Origin of the sequence: Klebsiella africana (assembly GCF_020526085.1) — a bacterium.
Lineage (GTDB): Bacteria > Pseudomonadota > Gammaproteobacteria > Enterobacterales > Enterobacteriaceae > Klebsiella > Klebsiella africana.
Window position 1 is genome coordinate 4014919 of the sequence record NZ_CP084874.1, and the last position, 19298, is coordinate 4034216.

Sequence of the window (19298 nt, forward strand, 5' to 3'; positions counted from 1 at the left end):
AATTATTGACAGTTTTCATTCGATTCTTTAAATAATTTAACCGATTCAGCTACGGCGATTTTATTTTACGTTTTCACAATGTCTTTTATTTGATAATTAAATGTTAACTAATTGTTCTAATTTATGGGTGGTTATGCCCATTCGCCGCTAAGCACTCCTTTTCTTATCCCTTTCGTTATCAATCCCACGAAAATCAGGCTTTGCAAGCTATTACGTAACACTACGTAACATATGTGACAAACCAAGCAGAAGCCGCTAACACAGAACTGACAGAGATCCAATCATGTTTACAGTAATGCAACCTTACCGTAAAATGCCCGTACACTTTAAACGCCACCAGATCCCGTGGAATTGAGGTCGTTCAATGAGACTCAGGAAATACAATAAAAGTTTGGGATGGATGTCATTAATCGCAGGTACTGTATTACTCAGTGGTTGTGATTCTGCACTCCTTGACCCAAAAGGACAGATTGGACTGGAGCAACGCTCTTTGATTCTGACGGCCTTCGGCCTGATGATGATTGTCGTTATTCCCGCCGTCTTGATGGCAGTAGGATTTGCCTGGAAGTATCGCGCGAGCAATAAAGATGCGAAGTATAGCCCGAACTGGTCACACTCCAATAAAGTGGAAGCTGTGGTCTGGACGGTTCCTATTCTGATCATCCTGTTCCTGGCCGTTCTGACCTGGAAAACCACTCACGCACTGGAGCCAAGCAAACCGCTTGCCCATGACGAGAAACCAATCACCATCGAAGTCGTTTCGATGGACTGGAAATGGTTCTTTATCTATCCGGAACAGGGTATTGCTACCGTTAACGAAATCGCCTTCCCGGCGAACGTACCGGTACACTTCAAAGTGACCTCTAACTCGGTGATGAACTCGTTCTTTATTCCGCGCTTAGGTAGCCAGATTTACGCAATGGCCGGGATGCAGACTCAGCTGCACCTCATTGCTGATGAAGCGGGTACTTATGACGGTATCTCCGCTAGCTACAGTGGCCCTGGCTTCTCTGGTATGAAGTTCAAAGCGATTGCGACCCCGGATCGTGCGACTTTCGATCAATGGGTTGAAAAAGCCAAACAGTCTCCGAACTCCATGGACTCCATGGCCGCGTTCGAGAAAGTGGCTGTGCCTAGCGAATACAACAAAGTGGAATACTTCTCTAACGTGAAACCGGATCTGTTCAAAGATGTTGTGAACAAATTCATGTCTCACGAGAGCATGAACATGTCCAAACCTGAAGGCGAGCATGCCGCTCACGACGGGATGGAAGGCATGGACATGAGCCACGCGGAAACCGCTCACTAAGGGGCCGAGGAAGAAAACGATGTTCGGAAAACTTACACTGGATGCAGTGCCCTACCACGAACCTATTATCGTGGTAACGGTGGCTGCGATTATCATTGGGGGACTGGCGCTTCTGGCAGCCATCACTTACTTCGGTAAGTGGTCCTACCTGTGGAACGAGTGGCTGACTTCTGTCGACCACAAACGTCTCGGCATCATGTACGTTATCGTGGCAATCGTCATGCTGCTGCGTGGCTTTGCTGACGCCATCATGATGCGTAGCCAGCAGGTGCTGGCCTCGGCCGGGGAAGCAGGCTTCCTGCCGCCTCATCACTACGATCAGATCTTTACCGCCCACGGCGTTATCATGATCTTCTTCGTGGCGATGCCGTTTGTTATCGGTCTGATGAACCTGGTGGTTCCGCTTCAGCTCGGCGCACGCGACGTAGCCTTCCCGTTCCTCAACAACCTGAGCTTCTGGTTCACCGTTGTGGGCGTGATCCTGGTTAACCTGTCTCTGGGCGTTGGTGAGTTCGCGCAGACCGGTTGGCTGGCCTATCCGCCGCTGTCGGGAATTGAATACAGTCCTGGCGTAGGGGTCGATTACTGGATTTGGGCGCTGCAGCTCTCCGGTATCGGTACTACCCTGACCGGTATTAACTTCTTCGTGACTATTATCAAGATGCGCGCCCCGGGCATGACCATGTTCAAGATGCCAGTGTTCTCCTGGGCATCTCTGTGCGCCAACATCCTGATTATCGCCTCCTTCCCCATTCTGACCGTCACCATCGCGCTGCTGACCCTGGATCGTTACCTGGGCACCCATTTCTTTACCAACGATATGGGTGGCAACATGATGATGTACATCAACCTGATTTGGGCCTGGGGTCACCCGGAAGTGTACATCCTGGTTCTGCCGGTGTTCGGGGTCTTCTCGGAAATCGCAGCGACCTTCTCGCGTAAGCGTCTGTTCGGCTACACCTCCCTGGTGTGGGCAACCGTCTGTATTACCGTTCTGTCGTTCATCGTTTGGCTGCACCACTTCTTCACCATGGGTGCTGGTGCGAACGTAAACGCCTTCTTCGGTATTACGACCATGATTATCGCGATCCCGACCGGGGTTAAGATCTTCAACTGGCTGTTCACCATGTATCAGGGTCGCATCGTCTTCAACTCGGCGATGATGTGGACTATCGGCTTTATCGTGACCTTCTCCGTAGGTGGGATGACCGGCGTGCTGCTGGCGGTACCGGGCGCGGACTTCGTTCTGCACAACAGCCTGTTCCTGATCGCGCACTTCCATAACGTTATCATCGGCGGCGTGGTATTCGGTTGCTTCGCAGGCCTGACCTACTGGTGGCCAAAAGCCTTCGGCTTCACCCTGAACGAAACCTGGGGCAAACGCGCTTTCTGGTTCTGGATCATCGGCTTCTTCGTGGCGTTTATGCCGCTGTACGTGCTGGGCTTCATGGGGATGACCCGTCGTCTGAGCCAGCAGATCGATCCGCAGTTCCATCCGATGCTGGTTGTTGCAGCTTGCGGTGCGGCGCTGATCGCCTGCGGTATCCTGTGCCAGCTGATTCAGTTCTACGTGTCTATTCGCGACCGCGATCAGAACCGTGACCTGACCGGTGACCCATGGGGTGGTCGTACGCTGGAGTGGGCAACCTCTTCTCCACCGCCGTTCTACAACTTCGCTATCGTTCCTCAGGTTCACGAACGTGATGCCTTCTGGGAAATGAAAGAGAAAGGTGAAGCGTACAAACAGCCTGCTCACTATGAAGAAATTCATATGCCGAAAAACAGCGGCGCCGGCATCGTGATTGCCGCCTTCGCTACGGTATTTGGTTTCGCCATGATCTGGCATATCTGGTGGATGGCGATCGCCAGCTTCATCGGCATCGTAGCGACCTGGATTATTAAGAGCTTTGACGAGGACGTGGATTACTACGTACCGGTTGCAGAAGTCGAAAAACTGGAAAAACAGCATTTCGATGAGATTAACAAAGCAGGGCTGAAAAATGGCAACTGATACTCTTGCGCATACTGCCCACGCGCATGAACACGGGCACCATGATACAGGACCGATGAAGGTATTCGGTTTCTGGATCTACCTGATGAGCGACTGCATCATCTTCGCTACGCTGTTTGCTACCTATGCCGTTCTGGTGAACGGCACGGCCGGCGGACCGACGGGCAAAGATATTTTCGAACTGCCGTTCGTTCTGGTTGAAACCGCACTGCTGCTGTTCAGCTCCATCACCTACGGCATGGCGGCTATCGCCATGTACAAAAACAACAAGAGCCAGGTCGTTTCCTGGCTGGCGTTGACCTGGTTGTTTGGTGCTGGATTTATCGGGATGGAAATCTATGAATTCCATCACCTGATCATGGAAGGCTTCGGTCCGGATCGTAGCGGTTTCCTGTCGGCGTTCTTCGCGCTGGTCGGCACCCACGGTCTGCACGTAACCTCCGGTCTGATCTGGATGGCGGTGCTGATGTTCCAGGTTTCACGTCGTGGCCTGACCAGCACTAACCGCACGCGTATCCTGTGCCTGAGCCTGTTCTGGCACTTCCTGGATGTCGTGTGGATCTGCGTGTTCTCGGTTGTCTATCTGATGGGGGCGATGTAATGAGTCATTCTACCGATCATAGCGGCGCTTCTCACGGCAGCGTGAAGAGCTACATGACAGGATTTATCCTGTCCATCATTCTGACGGTCATTCCGTTCGCCATGGTGATGAGTGGCTCCGCCTCGCATGCGGTTATCCTTGGCACCATTCTGGTGACCGCTGTGGTGCAGATCGTGGTACACCTCGTGTACTTCCTGCATATGAACAGCAAGTCCGATGAAGGTTGGAACCTGACCGCATTTATCTTCACCGTAATCATCATTGCGATCGTGGTTGTCGGCTCCATCTGGATTATGTGGAACCTGAACTACAACATGATGATGCACTAAGAGCGGCGAGTATGTTTAAGCAATACCTGCAAGTAACGAAACCAGGCATTATTTTTGGCAACCTGATCTCCGTGATCGGCGGTTTCCTGCTGGCCTCCAAAGGCCACATCGACTATCCGCTGTTCGTCTGGACGCTCCTTGGAGTATCCCTGGTGGTCGCCTCGGGTTGTGTATTCAACAACTACATCGACCGGGACATCGATCGTAAGATGGAACGGACGAAAAACCGGGTGCTGGTCAAAGGGCTGATCTCGCCAGAAGCTTCGCTGGTGTACGCCACCTTGCTGGGTATTGCTGGCTTCATGCTGCTGTGGTTCGGCGCTAACCCGCTGGCCTGCTGGCTGGGGGTGATGGGGTTCGTGGTTTATGTCGGCATCTACAGCCTGTACATGAAGCGCCACTCTGTTTACGGCACGCTGATTGGCTCACTCTCCGGCGCCGCGCCGCCGGTGATTGGCTACTGCGCGGTCACCGGTGATTTCGACAGCGGTGCGGCGATCCTGCTGGCTATTTTTAGCCTGTGGCAGATGCCTCACTCTTACGCCATCGCGATTTTCCGCTTTAAGGATTATCAGGCGGCGAATATTCCAGTGCTGCCGGTGGTAAAAGGCATTTCGGTCGCCAAAAACCATATTACGCTGTACATCGTTGCCTTTGCTGTGGCAACCCTGATGCTCTCGCTGGGCGGCTACGCTGGGTATAAATACCTGGTCGTGGCGGCAGCGGTCAGCGTCTGGTGGCTGGGCATGGCGCTGCGTGGCTATAAAGTGGCCGATGATAAAGTCTGGGCGCGTAAGCTGTTCGTCTTTTCTATCGTCGCCATCACCGCGCTGTCCGTGATGATGTCCGTTGACTTTATGGTACCGGATTCACATAGCCTGCTAGCTTACGTGAGATAGTTCCGCACTCCAGTACGTTCTAAGGCCCCGTATTTACGGGGCTTTTTCTTTTTTGTTTCATCATCGCATTCTTCCTCATTTCATACTTCTCTCCCCTCCCCCATCGCTTGACCGCTATCTTTCCTGGCAAAAAATGAGGAAAAATTGAGCCAGCACACACCGGACATCACTCGCGCCGCACGGTCCTGCGATGCTACCTTTCGCCCCGGGCTTATGCCCATTTGGGAAATAATCACAACAAGGAATCGCAATGAAAGAATTAACACTGAACGAAATGGCGTACATCTCTGGTGGCTTTAACCTGATCGGTGCAGCCACTGGCTTTGCCAGCTTTGCCGCCAGCTCTGCCGTTGGCTTCACCTCGTTTGTTCTGACCTCCGGCACCGCGTTCGCCTCGTTCGTCGGCGAAAGCGCAATGGCGTTTGGCTCCTTCCTGACCGGGCAGTCAAATTGGGAAACCTTTGTCACTGCCGGCAAGGAAAACTGGGGAAGCTTTGTTAACACCGCCAGCACCAGCTGGAACACCTTTGTCGATAATGCTGCCAGCGAATGGAGTACCTTCCAGACCAAAGCGTCCGCATAAGCGACGTCTCTCTAAGGGCAGCGCCACTGGCTGCCCTGTTTAGCCCACCAACATCGCTTGCGCGCTGTAGAGCAGATCAAGGTGGTCGCGGCATAAAGCCTCAAGTGAAGTACGCGATTGATGGCTGGTCAAACTCAGCGCCCCCCACCAGGTCCCTTCCCTGTCGGTTAACGGCACCGCCAGCACCAACATGCCAATCTCAAACTCCTGTTCAAGGGTGGCGTATCCCTGGCGCCGCACCTGGGCGATCTTCTCCATCAGCGGCGCGATGTCAGTCACCGTATAGGGAGTACGTTGTTCCCGGGTAATGCGCTGCAGCACCGCCTCGCACTCGGCTTCCGGCAGCGAAGCCAGCCACAATCGCCCCCCAGCGGTACAGAAAATGGGCACCCGCTCCCCGAGCCGCACCGACGTAGAGTTAAACGGCGTATGACGACTGCGGGCGATATAGACCAGTTCATCTTCGTCCACCACCCCCACCGAGGCATGCTCCTCGGTCCGACTGGCGATGTATTCGACAATCGGCCGCACCATACGAGGAAACTGCGCCGAATCCACGTAGGCCTGGCCAAGCCGCAGCGTCTTTGGGGTAAGCCAGTAATAGCGTCCGTCGGTTTGCAGATAGCGCTCATGCAGCAGCGTGAGCAGAAAACGCCGTGCGGCGCTTTGCGTCAGGCCGCTCATTTTCGCCGCCTGGGCAACGGTGAGCTTTGGGTTAGTTTTGGAAAAAAGCTGGATTAGCGCCAGCCCTTTTTGTAAACCGACGATCAGATCGCGTGGATGAATGGGGTTTTGCATATTCGCTCACATTTTTGCAACATCATTATCGATTTCCTGCGATTATCGCAGCGTTCGTGCGATTAACAACCGACATGTCCGAATTCTGCGTTGTCGCTCCCAGCTTCCACTGAAATACTTTCACAACATTCATTTAACAAATGAGGTTTGAAATGGTCAGTGGAACTACCCAGGTTGTCGCCGTGATTGGTCATCCGATCGCCCAGGTCAAATCACCGGATAACTTCAACCGCTACTTTGCTGAACAGCACATGGACAGCGTCATGATCCCGGTAGATATTGCCCCGGACGCGGTGGCCGACTACCTCAACGCCCTGCGCGGCTGGCAGAACATGACCGGCGTGCTGGTGACGGTGCCGCATAAGCAGCGCGCCGCCGCGCTGGTCGATGACCTTACCCCGCGCGCCCGCCGACTCAACGCCATCAATGTGATCCGCAAGCTCGCGGATGGGCGTTTACAGGGCGATATGCTGGACGGTGTTGGCTTTCAGCTCGCCGCCGAAGCGCAGGGTTTTCAGCCGGCAGGTAAGCAAGCGCTGCTCTCCGGTTGCGGCGGCGTCGGCAGCGCCATCGCCTGGGGACTGTGCGAGGCGGGGATGCGTCAGCTGGCCCTGCACGATCAAAACCCGGCCACCCGGCAGCGCCTGCATGACCTCCTGGCTGAGGCCTTTCCGGCGGTGCAACTGAGCGCGCTGCCGGACACCCTTCATGGCGTCGATCTGTTGGTCAACGGCTCGCCGGCTGGCATGGCCGGATTTGATGCGCTTCCTCTGCCGCAGGCGCTGCTGGATACGCTCGACAGCACTACCCACGTGGCCGACGTTGTCACCGCCCCGGTCATGACGCCGTTACTTACCTTCGCCGCCGCCCGCGGTTGCCGGGTGCAGACCGGGCCGGAAATGGCGTTGGCGCAGATGAGGCTAATGGGCCAGTTTATCGGCGCCATCCCGCAGACGCAGGGAGCGGCAGCATGAAGAGCTGGGATGTGATCGTCATCGGCAGCGGCGCGGCCGGTTTTGCCGCCGCGGTCACCGCCTGCTGTAAAGGGCTGTCGGTGCTGATGCTGGAGAAAGCTGGCCAGTTCGGCGGCACCTCGGCTATCTCCGGCGGCGCCGTGTGGCTGCACGATACCGACCAGGCGCGCGCCGAGGGCAAAAGCGGTAGCGCCGAGGCGATGAAAACCTACCTGCGAACCATTATCGGCGAGGGCCAGTACCGCGAAGATCTTGCCGAAGCATTTATCAGCGCCGGGCGAGAAGCGCTGGCCTTTCTCGAGCGTGAGGGAGCGGTGAAGTACAGCCTGCGTCCACTCTCGCCCGATTACTATCCGGATGAACCCGGCGCAGTCGACGTTGGGCGCGCGCTGGAGGTGGTGGAATATGACGGCCGTGAACTGGGGGACACCTTTCGCGACCTGCGTTCGCCGCCGCCGGGGATGCTGCTGTTTGGCGGGATGATGGTCAACCGCGTCGATATTCAACATTTTCTCGACATGCGCCGCTCGCTACGCTCCCTGGCCCATTGCACCCGGCTGCTGCTGCGCTATGCCCGCGACCGGGTGAAGTATCCTCGCGGTACCCGTCTGGCGATGGGCAACGCGCTGATTGCCCGCATGGCGACCACGGCGCTGCGTAAAGGCATGAGCCTGCGGCTGAATGTTAATGTTCTGGCGCTGTGCGATGCGCAAGGCGTGGTTACCGGGGTGGAGATTGAGCATCAGGGACAAAGAGAGACGCTGCACGCCCGTCAAGGGGTGGTGCTGGCCGCAGGCGGCTTTGCCGCGGGCGCGCTGGCGGCGCGCTATCGGCCCCACACCCGCGAACACTTCACCATGTCACCGCCCGCCAACGATGGCGCCGCGCTGCGTCTCACGGCGGCGCTTAACGCCCGCGAAGGAGCCGATCGGCCATCCAATTTTTTCTGGGCGCCGGTATCGGTGTTGACCCGGGCCGACGGCAGCGAAGAGCGCTTCCCCCATCTGGTGACCGATCGCGCCAAGCCGGGGGTGATTGCCGTCAACCAGCGGGCGGTACGCTTCGTCAACGAGTCCAGCTCCTATCACCATTTTGCCAGCGCGATGCAGGATGCAGCGGAAAATGCCCCCTGTTTTTTACTCTGCGACGCCCAGGCAATGAAGCGTTATGGCCTTGGGCTGGCACGCCCGGCGCCGGTCAATAATGACGCCCTGATCGCCGCCGGCTATCTGCGCAAAGCCGATACCCTGGCCGCGCTGGCGCAACAGCTTGGTCTGGATGCCCAAACCCTGAGCGAGACGGTAGCCCGCTACAACCGCGACGCCGCGCAGGGCGTGGATCGGGAATTTGCTAAAGGCGGCAACAGCTATAACCGGGCGATGGGCGATCCGGGCCATCAGCCTGACGCCTGTAATGCTCCCCTGCTCAGCGCGCCGTTCTATGCCATCAAACTTTATACCGGCGATCTGGGGACCTCGCGGGGCCTGGTCACCACCGCCGATGCGCAGGTCGTCAACGCGGAAGGAAAACCCATCCCAGGGCTATACGCGGTGGGAAACGACATGGATTCGCTGATGGCTGGCACCTATCCGGGCCCCGGCATCACCCTCGGCCCTGGGCTGACGTTTGGCTATCTCGCCGCCTGCCATCTGGCACAACACTCCACCCACTAATCAGGAAAACATCATGATCTACGAAAAACGCACTTACACCATCAATCCGCTGAAAATGGCCGACTGGCTGGCGCTGTACCAAAGCGATGCCCTGGCGGTGCAAACCGACCATCTCGGCAAGTTGATCGGCTTCTTTTTTACCGAGATCGGTGTGGTCAATCAGGTAGTGCATATCTGGGCTTATGAAAGTCTGGACGATCGCCTGGTGCGCCGCGCGCGGATGGCCCAGGACGAACGCTGGCAGACCTTCTCGCGCAAAAATCGCGAACTGGCCGCCGTGGAACGCCTCGAGTCGGTGCTGATGCGCCCCACCGCTTTTTCACCCCTGCAGTAAGGAGTCCATCATGAGCGGGCCTGTGAAGGTGGATGTGCTGGTGGTCGGCTCCGGCGCGGCGGGGCTTTCTGCCGCGGTGACCGCGGCGATGCACGGCGCCAGCGTCATGGTGGCGGAGAAAGCGTCAGTGCTCGGCGGGACCAGCGCCTGGTCCGGCGGCTGGCTGTGGATCCCCCACAACCCGCTGGCGCGGGCGGAGGGCATCGACGAAGCGGCCGACGCGCCGCTGACCTATCTGCAGCATGAGATGGGGGGCGAAGCCGCCGACGTTCGTCTGCAGACCTTCCTGCGCTACGGGCCGGAGATGGTGGAATTTTTCCATCAGCGGACGGCGGTGCAGTTTCTCTCAGGTAGCGCCATGCCGGACTTTCACGCGTCGCCAGGCGCAGCGAACGGCGGGCGGTCGGTCACCGCGCAGCCCTACGATGGCCGCCTGCTCGGTGACTGGCTCCATCGCCTGCGTCCACCGCTGGAGACCATTAGCCTGGGCGGGATGGGCATCGCCGGCGGCGCGGATATGGCGCATTTTTTCAATGCCACCCGCTCGCCGCGCTCCGCGCTGTATGCCGCCCGTCGCCTGCTGCGCCATGGCTGGCAGCGGCTGCGTGCCGGACGGGGGCAGCATCTGGTCAATGGCAATGCGCTGGTCGCCCGTCTGCTGCGTTCCGCCCTCGACGCCGGAGTGCGTTTTCAGCTTAATGCTCCGGTGGTCCGGCTGCTGCAGGGTCCGCCGGGGGTGTCCGGCGCGGTGCTGCGCAGCGACGGCGGGGAGATTCACGTCGAAGCAGGCGCCGTGGTGCTGGCCTGCGGCGGTTTTCCCCACGATCGACAGCGCCTGGCGCAGGTGGTGCCTCACGCTGCGGAGGGTTACGGCCATTTCTCCGCTGCACCGCCGGACAATCAGGGCGAAGGGATCAGACTTGGCGAATCCGTCGGCGGACAGTTCGACACTTCCCTGCGCCACCCTCTGGCCTGGGCACCGGTGTCCCGCGTCACCCTGGCCAGCGGCCAGCAGCTGATGTTTCCCCATCTGGTGGAACGCGCCAAACCTGGAGTGATCGCCGTCCTGCCCAACGGCAAACGCTTTGTTAACGAGGCTGACTCTTATCATGACTTTATCGCCGCCCTGCTGGCGGCCACACCCGCGGGCGACACGCCGCAGGCCTGGCTGCTGGCCGATCGTCGCGCACTGCGTCGCTACGGCCTGGGCCATGCCAGACCTTTCCCGTTCACCCCCACCGCCTGGCTGCGTACCGGTTACCTGCTGCGGGGAAACACGCTGGCGGATCTGGCGAAGCAGTGCGCCATCGATGCCGATGCGCTGGCGGAAGCCGTTGAACGCTTTAACCACTTCGCCAGCACTGGCGAAGACGTCGATTTTCACCGTGGGGCATCAGCCTATAACCGCGCCCAGGGTGACCATCAGGTGACACTCGGAGCGCTGTGCGAAGGGCCGTTCTACGCGGTGCGCATTCTGCCCGGCTCGCTGGGCACCTTCAGTGGATTGCAAACCGACGAACTTGCCCGGGTGCTGGATGAGCAGCAGCAGCCGATACCGGGTCTGTTCGCCATCGGCAACGACATGTCGAGCGTGATGCGCGGCTATTACCCCAGCGGAGGGATCACCCTCGGGCCCGCCATGACCTTCGGCTATCTGGTGGGCAAAAAACTGGCAGAAAAACAAATAAAAACAACATCATAAATTGATTCCCACGGATGGATGAACACTAACTCTCTTCACCTGCAACTGTACCGGAGCCATTTATGAATATGCGTACCCTATCGCTCGCCGCGCTGACCCTGCTTGATGTCCCTCCCCCCGAACAGGTGCGGATTGCGGCCAGAACCGGTTTTACCCACGTGGGGCTGCGGCTGCTTCCCGCCACACCCGCGGACCCGGACTACGACATGCTGGGCGATACCCCGTCCGTCCGGGCGACGCTCGCCGCGCTGATGGAAACCGGCATCCGCGTATCGGACGTGGAGATCGTTCGCCTGACCCCCGGGTTTACGCTCGACGATCGGCTGCAGCGTTTTATGGAGACCGCCGCGCGTCTTGGCGCCAGACAGGTGTTAGTCGCCGGCAATGATGACCACCTTCAGCGCAGCGCTGACAATCTCGCCATCCTCGCCGCGGTCGGTCGTCCATTTGGGCTGACCATGAACCTTGAGCCGATGCCCTGGACCCAGTTGCGCACGATCGCTGATGCGCAGGCGCTGATCGCCGCCAGCGGGCGGGAAGACATCGGCATTCTGGTGGACGCTCTCCATTTCTGGCGCGCCGGTGAATCACTCAGTACCCTCACCAGCCTGCCAACACATCAATTGAATTATATGCAACTCTGCGATGGCGCGGCGCAGAGGCCGGAGAGCGAGCAGGAACTTATCCGCCAGGCCCGCTCGGCGCGCAACGTGCCAGGGGAAGGCGGTCTGGATCTGCACGGTCTGATGTCGGCCCTGCCGGCGTCGCTGCCGGTCTCCCTCGAAGTGCCGCTCGACGGCGAGCAAGGCGCCCTGCCGCCTCTTCAGCGGGCGCAGTTACTGTTCGATGCCGCGCAGCCCTACCTGCGCGCCTGCGCATAAGGAATACGCTATGACACAGACTCAACGCCTGGATGTCAGAGAGTTAATTAACCGTAACCCGCTGAGCCGCTTTCAAAAGCAGATCATTTTTCTCGGTTTTTGCGTCATCGCTCTCGATGGTTTTGATATCGCGATCATGGGCTTTATCGCCCCGACGCTAAAGCTGGAATGGGGGGTAAGCAACCACCAGCTGGGTCTGGTGATCAGCGCCGCGCTGATCGGCCTCGCGCTGGGGGCGATTTTCTCCGGCCCGCTCGCCGACTGGCTGGGACGCAAGAAGATCATTATCAACAGCGTCTTCTTCTTCGGTTTCTGGACCATCGCCACCGCCTTCTCGCACAACGTAGAGCAGATGATGTTCTTTCGCTTTATGACTGGCCTCGGGCTGGGCGCCGCGATGCCGAATATCGGGACGCTGGTGTCGGAATACGCCCCGGAACGCCAGCGCTCCTTTATCATTACCGTCATCTTTTGCGGCTTCACCTTCGGCGCGGCAGCAGGGGGATTCTCGGCATCGTGGCTGATCCCCCAGTTTGGCTGGCACTCGCTGATGGCGCTCGGCGGTATTCTGCCGCTGCTGTTTGCCCCCCTGCTTATCTGGCTGCTACCGGAGTCGGTTCGTTTTCTGGTGATCAAACAAGCGCCCGCGGCGCGCATTCGCGCCATTCTTAACCGTCTCTATCCCGGACAAATCAGCGACAACGTGACGTTTATCCTGCCGGCGCAGCCGGCGGCCGGCAACGCAATGCGCATTGTCCTCTCCCGCCAGTACGGCTTCGGCTCGCTGATGCTATGGCTGGTCTACTTTATGGGGCTGTTCCTGGTCTATATCCTCGGCAGCTGGCTGCCAACGCTGGTTAAAGCGGTAGGAATGACCGTTAGCCAGGCGGCCATCATGACGGCGATCTACCAGGCGGGCGGCACCCTCGGCTCTTTGTTTGCCGGCTGGCTGATGGACAGGATCAACCCCCATCGCGCGCTGGGGATGATCTACGCCGTTGGCGGCCTGTTCACCATGGCGATGGGCTACGCCGCGGGCAGCTTTGCCCTGCTCTGTATGCTGGCGTTTATCAGCGGCGCCTGCCTGAACGGCGCGAATACCGGCATGAACGCCCTCTCCGCCCGCTACTATCCGACACAGGCGCGGGCGACGGGCTCCAGCTGGATGCACGGCGTCGGGCGTATCGGCGCCATTCTCAGCGCCTTTGCCGGCGCCGAGATGATGGCGCTCAACCTGCCCTTTGAAAGCGTCTTTTTGATCCTCGGTATTCCGGCAGCCCTCACCGTCGCAGGCCTGGCGGCAAAGGGCATCTTTGCCGCCGGTCACCCTCCCGCCGCTTCGCCAGCCCCCGCGTCTGCGCGCGGAGCGTAAGAGCGACATCTGCTCCCCGGTGCAATCTGCGGATTGCACCGTGTTACGGGGTTAAAAAGAAAATTTATTTCATATTCCTCAGCAACGAAAATTACCAACGACGGCGGGCTCTGCTCCGATAAATCATTATCCTTTACTCATCTCTTCTACTCATCTCTTCCACGGCGGTGATGACAAACTTTCACTTATTCGATCCTCCTCGCAATATGAAAAATAAATTTCATATTTAAATTGAATCAGAACAAACATTTCCTTAAATTTACGTCAGTCTATCCGGATGCGCGTTGCCGCAGGCGTCGGCATTCAGCGCCTCAGAGTGCGAATGATTTCAAAAAGGAGAGCACCATGTTAAACGGCCTGAAACCTTTATCCCGTTCCCTGCGCTGGGGCATGGTCGGCGGCGGGGGAACCAGTCAGATCGGCTACAGCCACCGCTGTGCGGCACTGCGTGACAATGTTTATACCTTGCTGGCCGGCGCGCTTGACGTCGATGCCGAGCGCGGGCGCGCGTTCGGTGAGCAGCTGGGCATCGCGCCGGAGCGCTGCTACGCCGACTACCAGACCCTGTTTCGTGAAGAGGCGCAGCGCCCTGACGGCATCGAGGTCGTCTCGGTCACCACCCCGAATAATACCCATTTCGCCATCACCAAAGCGGCGCTGGAAGCGGGTCTCCACGTCATCTGTGAAAAGCCTCTCTGCTTTACTGCCGAAGAGGCGCGCGAGCTGGTGGACCTGAGCAAAAAACAGAACAAAATCGTCGGCGTCACCTATGGCTATGCCGGCTATCAGATGATCCAGCAGGCACGGCAGATGATTGCCGATGGGCTGCTCGGCGAGATCCGCATCGTTAACATGCAGTTCGCCCATGGCTTTCATAACCAGGCCGTCGAGCTGCAGGCAGAATCCACCCGCTGGCGCGTGACGCCGAAGTTTGCCGGGCCCAGCTATGTGCTTGGGGATCTGGCCACCCATCCGCTGTTTGTCGCCGAAACCATGGCGCCGCAGCTCAATATCAAACGGCTGATGTGCTCCCGCCAGAGCTTTGTTCCCTCCCGCGCGCCGCTGGAAGATAACGCCTTTGTCCTGATGGAATATGACAACGGCGCGGTTGGCTCGATGTGGACCAGCGCGGTCAACAGCGGCGCCATGCACTCGCAAAAAGTGCGCATCGTTGGCGAAAAAGCAAGCATCGAATGGTGGGATGAGCATCCTAACCAGCTCAGCTATGAGGTACAGGGTGAGCCGGCGCGCATTCTGGAACGTGGGATGCCCTACCTGTCGCCGAACGCGCTGGCGGATGACCGCATTGGCGGCGGCCATCCGGAAGGGCTGTTCGAAGCCTGGGCCAACCTCTATCGCCGCTATGCGCAGGCGATTGACGCCACGGACCGTGACGATCGCGCCTTCCTGCAAGACTTCTGGTATCCGGACGTCGAAGCCGGACTGCACGGCGTCTATTGGGTAGAGCAGTGCGTGAAATCGGCTGATGCTGGCAGCCAGTGGGTTGACTTTACTTTACCTTAATTTTCCCCTCGCCAGTGGAGTCCCCCTCCACTGGTTTATTGATTTTTACCAACTTGTCTCATCGCGCAACAGCCCCGTAATATCTGTTAAACAAACATTTATTTACGCTTCTTACCCCCCGCCGCTACACTAGGCGCAGTTTTTATATTGAGGTGGTAATGAACGATAACAAAATGACGCCAGGGGAACTGCGCGCGACCTGGGGTTTGGGGACAGTATTCTCCCTGCGCATGCTTGGCATGTTTATGGTCCTGCCGGTTCTGACCACGTATGGCATGGCGTTGCAGGGCGCTAGTGAAGCGCTGATTGGCCTGGCGATCGGTATCTACGGCCTGGCGCAGGCGGTTTTCCAAATCCCCTTCGGACTGTTATCTGACCGTATTGGCCGTAAGCCGCTGATCGTCGGCGGCCTGCTCATCTTTGTACTGGGCAGCGTCATCGCCGCGCTTACCGACTCCATCTGGGGCATCATTCTTGGCCGCGCCCTGCAGGGCTCCGGCGCCATCGCCGCCGCGGTCATGGCCCTGCTGTCCGATCTCACCCGCGAACAGAACCGCACCAAAGCGATGGCCTTTATCGGCGTCAGCTTCGGCGTCACCTTCGCCATCGCCATGGTGCTGGGGCCGATTGTCACCCACCAGTTGGGTCTGCACGCGCTGTTCTGGATGATCGCCATCCTGGCGACCGTCGGCATCCTGCTCACCCTGTGGGTGGTGCCCAATAGCCATAACCATGTCCTTAACCGCGAATCCGGGATGGTGAAGGGCTGCTTTAGCAAGGTGCTGGCGGAGCCGCGCCTGCTGAAGCTTAACTTTGGCATCATGTGCCTGCACATCATGCTGATGTCCACTTTTGTCGCCCTGCCCGGACAACTGGAGGCCGCCGGCTTCCCGGCCGCCGAGCACTGGAAGATTTACCTTGTCACCATGGTTATTTCGTTCATCTCGGTGGTGCCGTTTATCATCTACGCCGAAGTGAAGCGCAAGATGAAGCGCGTCTTCCTGCTCTGCGTCGCCATCCTGCTGATTGCGGAAATTGTCCTCTGGGGCGCCGGAGGCTACTTCTGGGAGTTGGTGGCGGGCGTTCAGCTCTTCTTCCTGGCGTTTAACCTGCTGGAAGCGCTGCTACCGTCGCTAATTAGCAAGGAGTCGCCGGCGGGCTACAAAGGCACCGCGATGGGCGTCTACTCCACCAGCCAGTTCCTCGGGGTAGCCATTGGCGGGGCGCTTGGCGGCTGGGTCGATGGTTTCTTTGATTCGCAAACCGTGTTTCTGCTGGGCGCCCTGCTGGCGATGCTGTGGCTGCTGGTGGCCAGCACCATGAGCGAGCCGCCGTACGTCAGCAGCCTGCGGGTGGAGGTGCCGGACGGCGTGGTTGTCGATGATGCCCTGCAGGCGCGTCTGCTGAGCGCCAGCGGGGTTCATCAGGCGCTGGTGGTACCCGAGGAGCGTTCGGTGTATATCAAAATCGACAGCAAGGTCACCAACCGCTTCGAGATAGAGCAGCTCATCAAAGGGGTATAAAAAAAGCGGGGAATTCCCCGCTTTTTGCTGTCTGTCCGCCGTGTTAGTCGCGGAAGTTTTTGAACTGGAACGGCTGTCCCAGATCGCCACCGCGCACCAGCGCCATCACCGACTGCAGATCGTCGCGGGACTTACCGGTCACGCGGATCTCTTCGCCCTGAATCTGGGCCTGTACTTTCAGCTTGCTGTCTTTGATCAGTTTGACGATCTTCTTCTGCACCGCACTTTCAATGCCCTGCTTCAGCTTCGCTTCAACAAACCAGGTTTTACCGCTGTGCACAATATCTTCCGGCACGTCGAGGGAGGTGCCTTCAATGCCACGTTTGAGCAGCTTGGCGCGCAGGATATCCAGCAGCTGGTTTACCTGGAAATCAGACTCGCTCAGCACTTTAATGGTCTTGTTGGCGTCGTTTAATTCAAAAGTGGCTTCAACACCACGAAAATCAAAACGCGACTCGACTTCGCGGCTCGCGTTGTCCACCGCGTTACGGGCTTCCTGAAGATCAACTTCAGAGACAATATCGAAAGATGGCATCTTTTCCTCTCCTTCCGTTTCTTTTGCGTTGCATAATACCTGCAACGCGGCATAACTCAACTTGTTATCCTGGAAGCTTAGCTGATTACGCAACGCTCGCGCTATTTTCCCCGTGATGTCCGACGATGCAAAAAGCGACGAGATAGATTTTAGCCATTAGCGCCTGGGGTAGCAGCAGAGGAGGAGGAACAATGAAAGTAACCGTACTGGGATGCGGTGCACTGGGACAACTATGGCTGACCGCGTTGTACAAACAGGGACATGACGTCCAGGGCTGGTTGCGCGTACCGCAGCCATTCTGTAGCGTCAACGTCATTGAAACCGATGGCTCGGTGTTCAACGAGTCGCTGACGGCCAACGACCCCGATTTTCTTGCCAGCAGCGAGCTGCTCATGGTCACCTTAAAAGCCTGGCAGGTTTCGAACGCGGTAAAGCACCTGGCCGGGATCCTGCCGGTTACCACGCCGATTGTGCTGATGCATAACGGCATGGGCACCGTCGAAGAGCTGCGCAGCGTGAAACAGCCTTTGCTGCTGGCCTCCACCACCCAGGCGGCACGACGCGACGGCAATGTCATCATCCACGTCGCCCACGGCACCACCCATATCGGACCTGCGAAAAGCTACGAGGAGGACTACAGCTACCTCGCTGAGGTACTGCAGAATGCGCTACCGGATGTCGCCTGGCACAACAATATTTTCTCAGCCACCTGGCGCAAACTGGCGGTTAACTGCGTGATTAACCCGCTGACCGCGCTCAAAGGGTGTAAAAACGGCGATCTGCGCGACTATCCGCAGGAGGTTGCCGCAATTTGCCGCGAGGTGGCGGCGGTAATGGAACGCGAAGGTATTCATACCTCCGCGGAAAACCTGCTATTTTATGTCGGTCAGGTAATTGAAAGTACGGCAGAAAATATCTCTTCCATGCTCCAGGACGTTCGCGCCCAGCGGCATACAGAGATCGACTACATCACCGGTTTTCTGCTCAACCGCGCCCGCGCCCACGGCGTCGCCGTACCGGAAAACGCCCGCTTATTTGAACTGGTCAAGCGTAAGGAGAATGAATATGAGCGCGTCGGCACTGATTTGCCTCGCCCCTGGTAGCGAAGAGACCGAAGCGGTCACCACTATCGACCTGCTGGTCCGCGGCGGAGTAAAGGTGACCACCGCCAGCGTCGCCAGCGACGGTAGCCTGACCATCGTCTGCTCGCGCGGCGTCAAACTGCTGGCGGATGCCCCGCTGGTCGAGGTGGCCGATGGTGATTTCGATATCATCATCCTCCCGGGCGGTATCAAGGGCGCGGAGTGCTTTCGCGACAGCCCGCTACTGGTGGAAACTGTCCGCCAGTTCCATCTCTCAGGCCGCATTGTGGCCGCCATCTGTGCCGCCCCGGCGACCGTGCTGGTGCCTCATCAGCTGTTCCCGATCGGCAACATGACCGGCTTTCCGGCGCTGAAGGAGCATATCCCCGCCGAGCAGTGGCAGGACAAACGGGTGGTCTGGGATCCGCGGGTTAATCTGTTAACCAGCCAGGGACCGGGGACATCGATTGATTTCGCCCTGAAAATGATTGACCTACTGGTGGGTCGCGAGAAAGCGTATGAGGTCGCCTCGCAGCTGGTGATGGCGGCCGGCATCTATAATTACTACGAAGCCTGATAGCCGGTCCGCGCTGCGGACCGGCTCCCCTTTTCCTGAGGAGTCGTAGCATGTCCGGTAGCGCAACCGATTCTCGCGATCTTGTCATCAGCCGCCTGCTCAGCGCGCCCGCTTCTGCCCTGTGGCGCGCGTGGGCCGACCCGGTATTACTCAAAACCTGGTGGTGCCCGAAGCCCTGGCAAACAGAGGTGCTGGCCTTTGACTTTCGCCCCGGCGGCGCGTTTCACACGGTCATGCACGGCCCTGACGGTGAGCGCAGCGATAACCCCGGCTGTTTTCTTGCGGTCATCCCACAACAAAAAATCGTCATGACCACGATGCTGACGGCAGACTATCGTCCTGCCGTTTCCCCCTTTGCCATGACGGCCATTATCACCTTTGCCGATGAACAGAGCGGATGTCGCTATACGGCCACAGTGCTGCATGCCGATGATGAAACCCGCGAGCAGCACGAGCAGATGGGATTTTTTGCGGGCTGGAATATCGTCATCGATCAGCTGAATGACCTGGCGATGACCCTGCGCTAATACACTCCCCTGCCAATAGTAAAAAGGCCTTCCATCAGGGAAGGCCTTTTGCATCATAACAACC

Annotated in this window: 18 protein-coding genes and 1 pseudogene; 17 read left to right on the top strand and 2 right to left on the bottom strand. The window is 58.2% G+C overall.

What is annotated here, in order from left to right; translation table 11 throughout:
- Positions 1 to 364 precede the first annotated feature (364 nt).
- The 6 genes from cyoA (at position 365) to LGL98_RS19400 (ending at position 5732) form a co-directional block, all read left to right on the top strand.
- A complete protein-coding gene (gene cyoA / locus LGL98_RS19375; RefSeq protein ID WP_025710657.1) occupies positions 365 to 1309 on the top strand; it encodes a cytochrome o ubiquinol oxidase subunit II in 945 nt (314 codons plus the stop codon).
- Positions 1310 to 1328: 19 nt separating this feature from the next.
- A complete protein-coding gene (cyoB, locus tag LGL98_RS19380; RefSeq protein WP_004204804.1) occupies positions 1329 to 3320 on the top strand; it encodes a cytochrome o ubiquinol oxidase subunit I in 1992 nt (663 codons plus the stop codon).
- On the top strand, positions 3310 to 3921 hold the full coding sequence (locus LGL98_RS19385) for a cytochrome o ubiquinol oxidase subunit III (RefSeq protein WP_002891635.1): 612 nt from the start codon (positions 3310 to 3312) through the stop codon (positions 3919 to 3921). Before cyoB ends, LGL98_RS19385 begins: the two co-directional genes overlap by 11 nt.
- Complete coding sequence (locus LGL98_RS19390) at positions 3921 to 4250, top strand: cytochrome o ubiquinol oxidase subunit IV (RefSeq protein WP_002891634.1); 330 nt, start codon at positions 3921 to 3923, stop codon at positions 4248 to 4250. Before LGL98_RS19385 ends, LGL98_RS19390 begins: the two co-directional genes overlap by 1 nt.
- Positions 4251 to 4261: 11 nt before the next feature.
- The gene (gene cyoE / locus LGL98_RS19395) at positions 4262 to 5149 is read left to right on the top strand and encodes a heme o synthase (protein WP_136033475.1); all 888 of its coding nucleotides are present in this window, start codon (positions 4262 to 4264) and stop codon (positions 5147 to 5149) included.
- Between the two features lie 250 nt (positions 5150 to 5399).
- Positions 5400 to 5732, top strand: a complete 333-nt coding sequence (locus LGL98_RS19400) for a hypothetical protein (protein ID WP_136033477.1) — start codon at positions 5400 to 5402, stop codon at positions 5730 to 5732.
- Between the two features lie 39 nt (positions 5733 to 5771).
- Here LGL98_RS19400 and LGL98_RS19405 read toward each other — a convergent pair whose 3' ends face one another.
- Positions 5772 to 6530: an IclR family transcriptional regulator domain-containing protein gene (locus tag LGL98_RS19405; protein WP_136033479.1), complete on the bottom strand. Its 759-nt coding sequence runs from the start codon at positions 6528 to 6530 to the stop codon at positions 5772 to 5774.
- A gap of 152 nt (positions 6531 to 6682) precedes the next feature.
- Between LGL98_RS19405 and LGL98_RS19410 the strand changes: the two genes are divergently transcribed.
- The 8 genes and pseudogenes from LGL98_RS19410 to LGL98_RS19445 all read left to right on the top strand — a co-directional run bounded on the left by LGL98_RS19410 (position 6683) and on the right by LGL98_RS19445 (position 16513).
- Complete coding sequence (locus LGL98_RS19410; protein ID WP_136033481.1) at positions 6683 to 7504, top strand: shikimate dehydrogenase family protein; 822 nt, start codon at positions 6683 to 6685, stop codon at positions 7502 to 7504.
- Positions 7501 to 9177, top strand: a complete 1677-nt coding sequence (locus LGL98_RS19415; RefSeq protein ID WP_136033483.1) for an FAD-dependent oxidoreductase — start codon at positions 7501 to 7503, stop codon at positions 9175 to 9177. Before LGL98_RS19410 ends, LGL98_RS19415 begins: the two co-directional genes overlap by 4 nt.
- Before the next feature lie 13 nt (positions 9178 to 9190).
- Positions 9191 to 9511: an NIPSNAP family protein gene (locus LGL98_RS19420; protein ID WP_004204812.1), complete on the top strand. Its 321-nt coding sequence runs from the start codon at positions 9191 to 9193 to the stop codon at positions 9509 to 9511.
- A gap of 10 nt (positions 9512 to 9521) precedes the next feature.
- Positions 9522 to 11218 (top strand): annotated as a pseudogene (locus LGL98_RS19425) (FAD-dependent oxidoreductase).
- Between the two features lie 57 nt (positions 11219 to 11275).
- Positions 11276 to 12094: a sugar phosphate isomerase/epimerase family protein gene (locus tag LGL98_RS19430; RefSeq protein ID WP_136033487.1), complete on the top strand. Its 819-nt coding sequence runs from the start codon at positions 11276 to 11278 to the stop codon at positions 12092 to 12094.
- Between the two features lie 10 nt (positions 12095 to 12104).
- Positions 12105 to 13466: an MFS transporter gene (locus LGL98_RS19435; RefSeq protein WP_136033489.1), complete on the top strand. Its 1362-nt coding sequence runs from the start codon at positions 12105 to 12107 to the stop codon at positions 13464 to 13466.
- A gap of 345 nt (positions 13467 to 13811) precedes the next feature.
- Entirely contained in the window at positions 13812 to 14990 is a 1179-nt protein-coding gene (locus LGL98_RS19440; protein WP_004191717.1) for a Gfo/Idh/MocA family protein, read from the top strand.
- A gap of 158 nt (positions 14991 to 15148) precedes the next feature.
- On the top strand, positions 15149 to 16513 hold the full coding sequence (locus LGL98_RS19445; protein ID WP_136033491.1) for an MFS transporter: 1365 nt from the start codon (positions 15149 to 15151) through the stop codon (positions 16511 to 16513).
- 43 nt (positions 16514 to 16556) lie between these two features.
- Here the strand turns inward: LGL98_RS19445 and LGL98_RS19450 are convergent, their stop codons facing one another.
- Positions 16557 to 17048 (bottom strand): YajQ family cyclic di-GMP-binding protein, encoded by a 492-nt coding sequence (locus tag LGL98_RS19450; RefSeq protein ID WP_002891465.1) that lies wholly within the window; start codon positions 17046 to 17048, stop codon positions 16557 to 16559.
- Between the two features lie 191 nt (positions 17049 to 17239).
- Here LGL98_RS19450 and panE point away from each other — a divergent pair, with 191 nt between their 5' ends.
- From panE to LGL98_RS19465, 3 genes are read left to right on the top strand one after another with little or no spacing between them, the layout of a single operon-like run.
- The gene (panE, locus tag LGL98_RS19455) at positions 17240 to 18151 is read left to right on the top strand and encodes a 2-dehydropantoate 2-reductase (RefSeq protein ID WP_136033493.1); all 912 of its coding nucleotides are present in this window, start codon (positions 17240 to 17242) and stop codon (positions 18149 to 18151) included.
- Entirely contained in the window at positions 18114 to 18707 is a 594-nt protein-coding gene (gene yajL, locus LGL98_RS19460; RefSeq protein ID WP_136033495.1) for a protein deglycase YajL, read from the top strand. The genes panE and yajL overlap by 38 nt, the downstream gene beginning before the upstream one ends.
- A gap of 50 nt (positions 18708 to 18757) precedes the next feature.
- A complete protein-coding gene (locus LGL98_RS19465) occupies positions 18758 to 19234 on the top strand; it encodes an SRPBCC family protein (RefSeq protein WP_136033497.1) in 477 nt (158 codons plus the stop codon).
- Positions 19235 to 19298 lie beyond the last annotated feature (64 nt).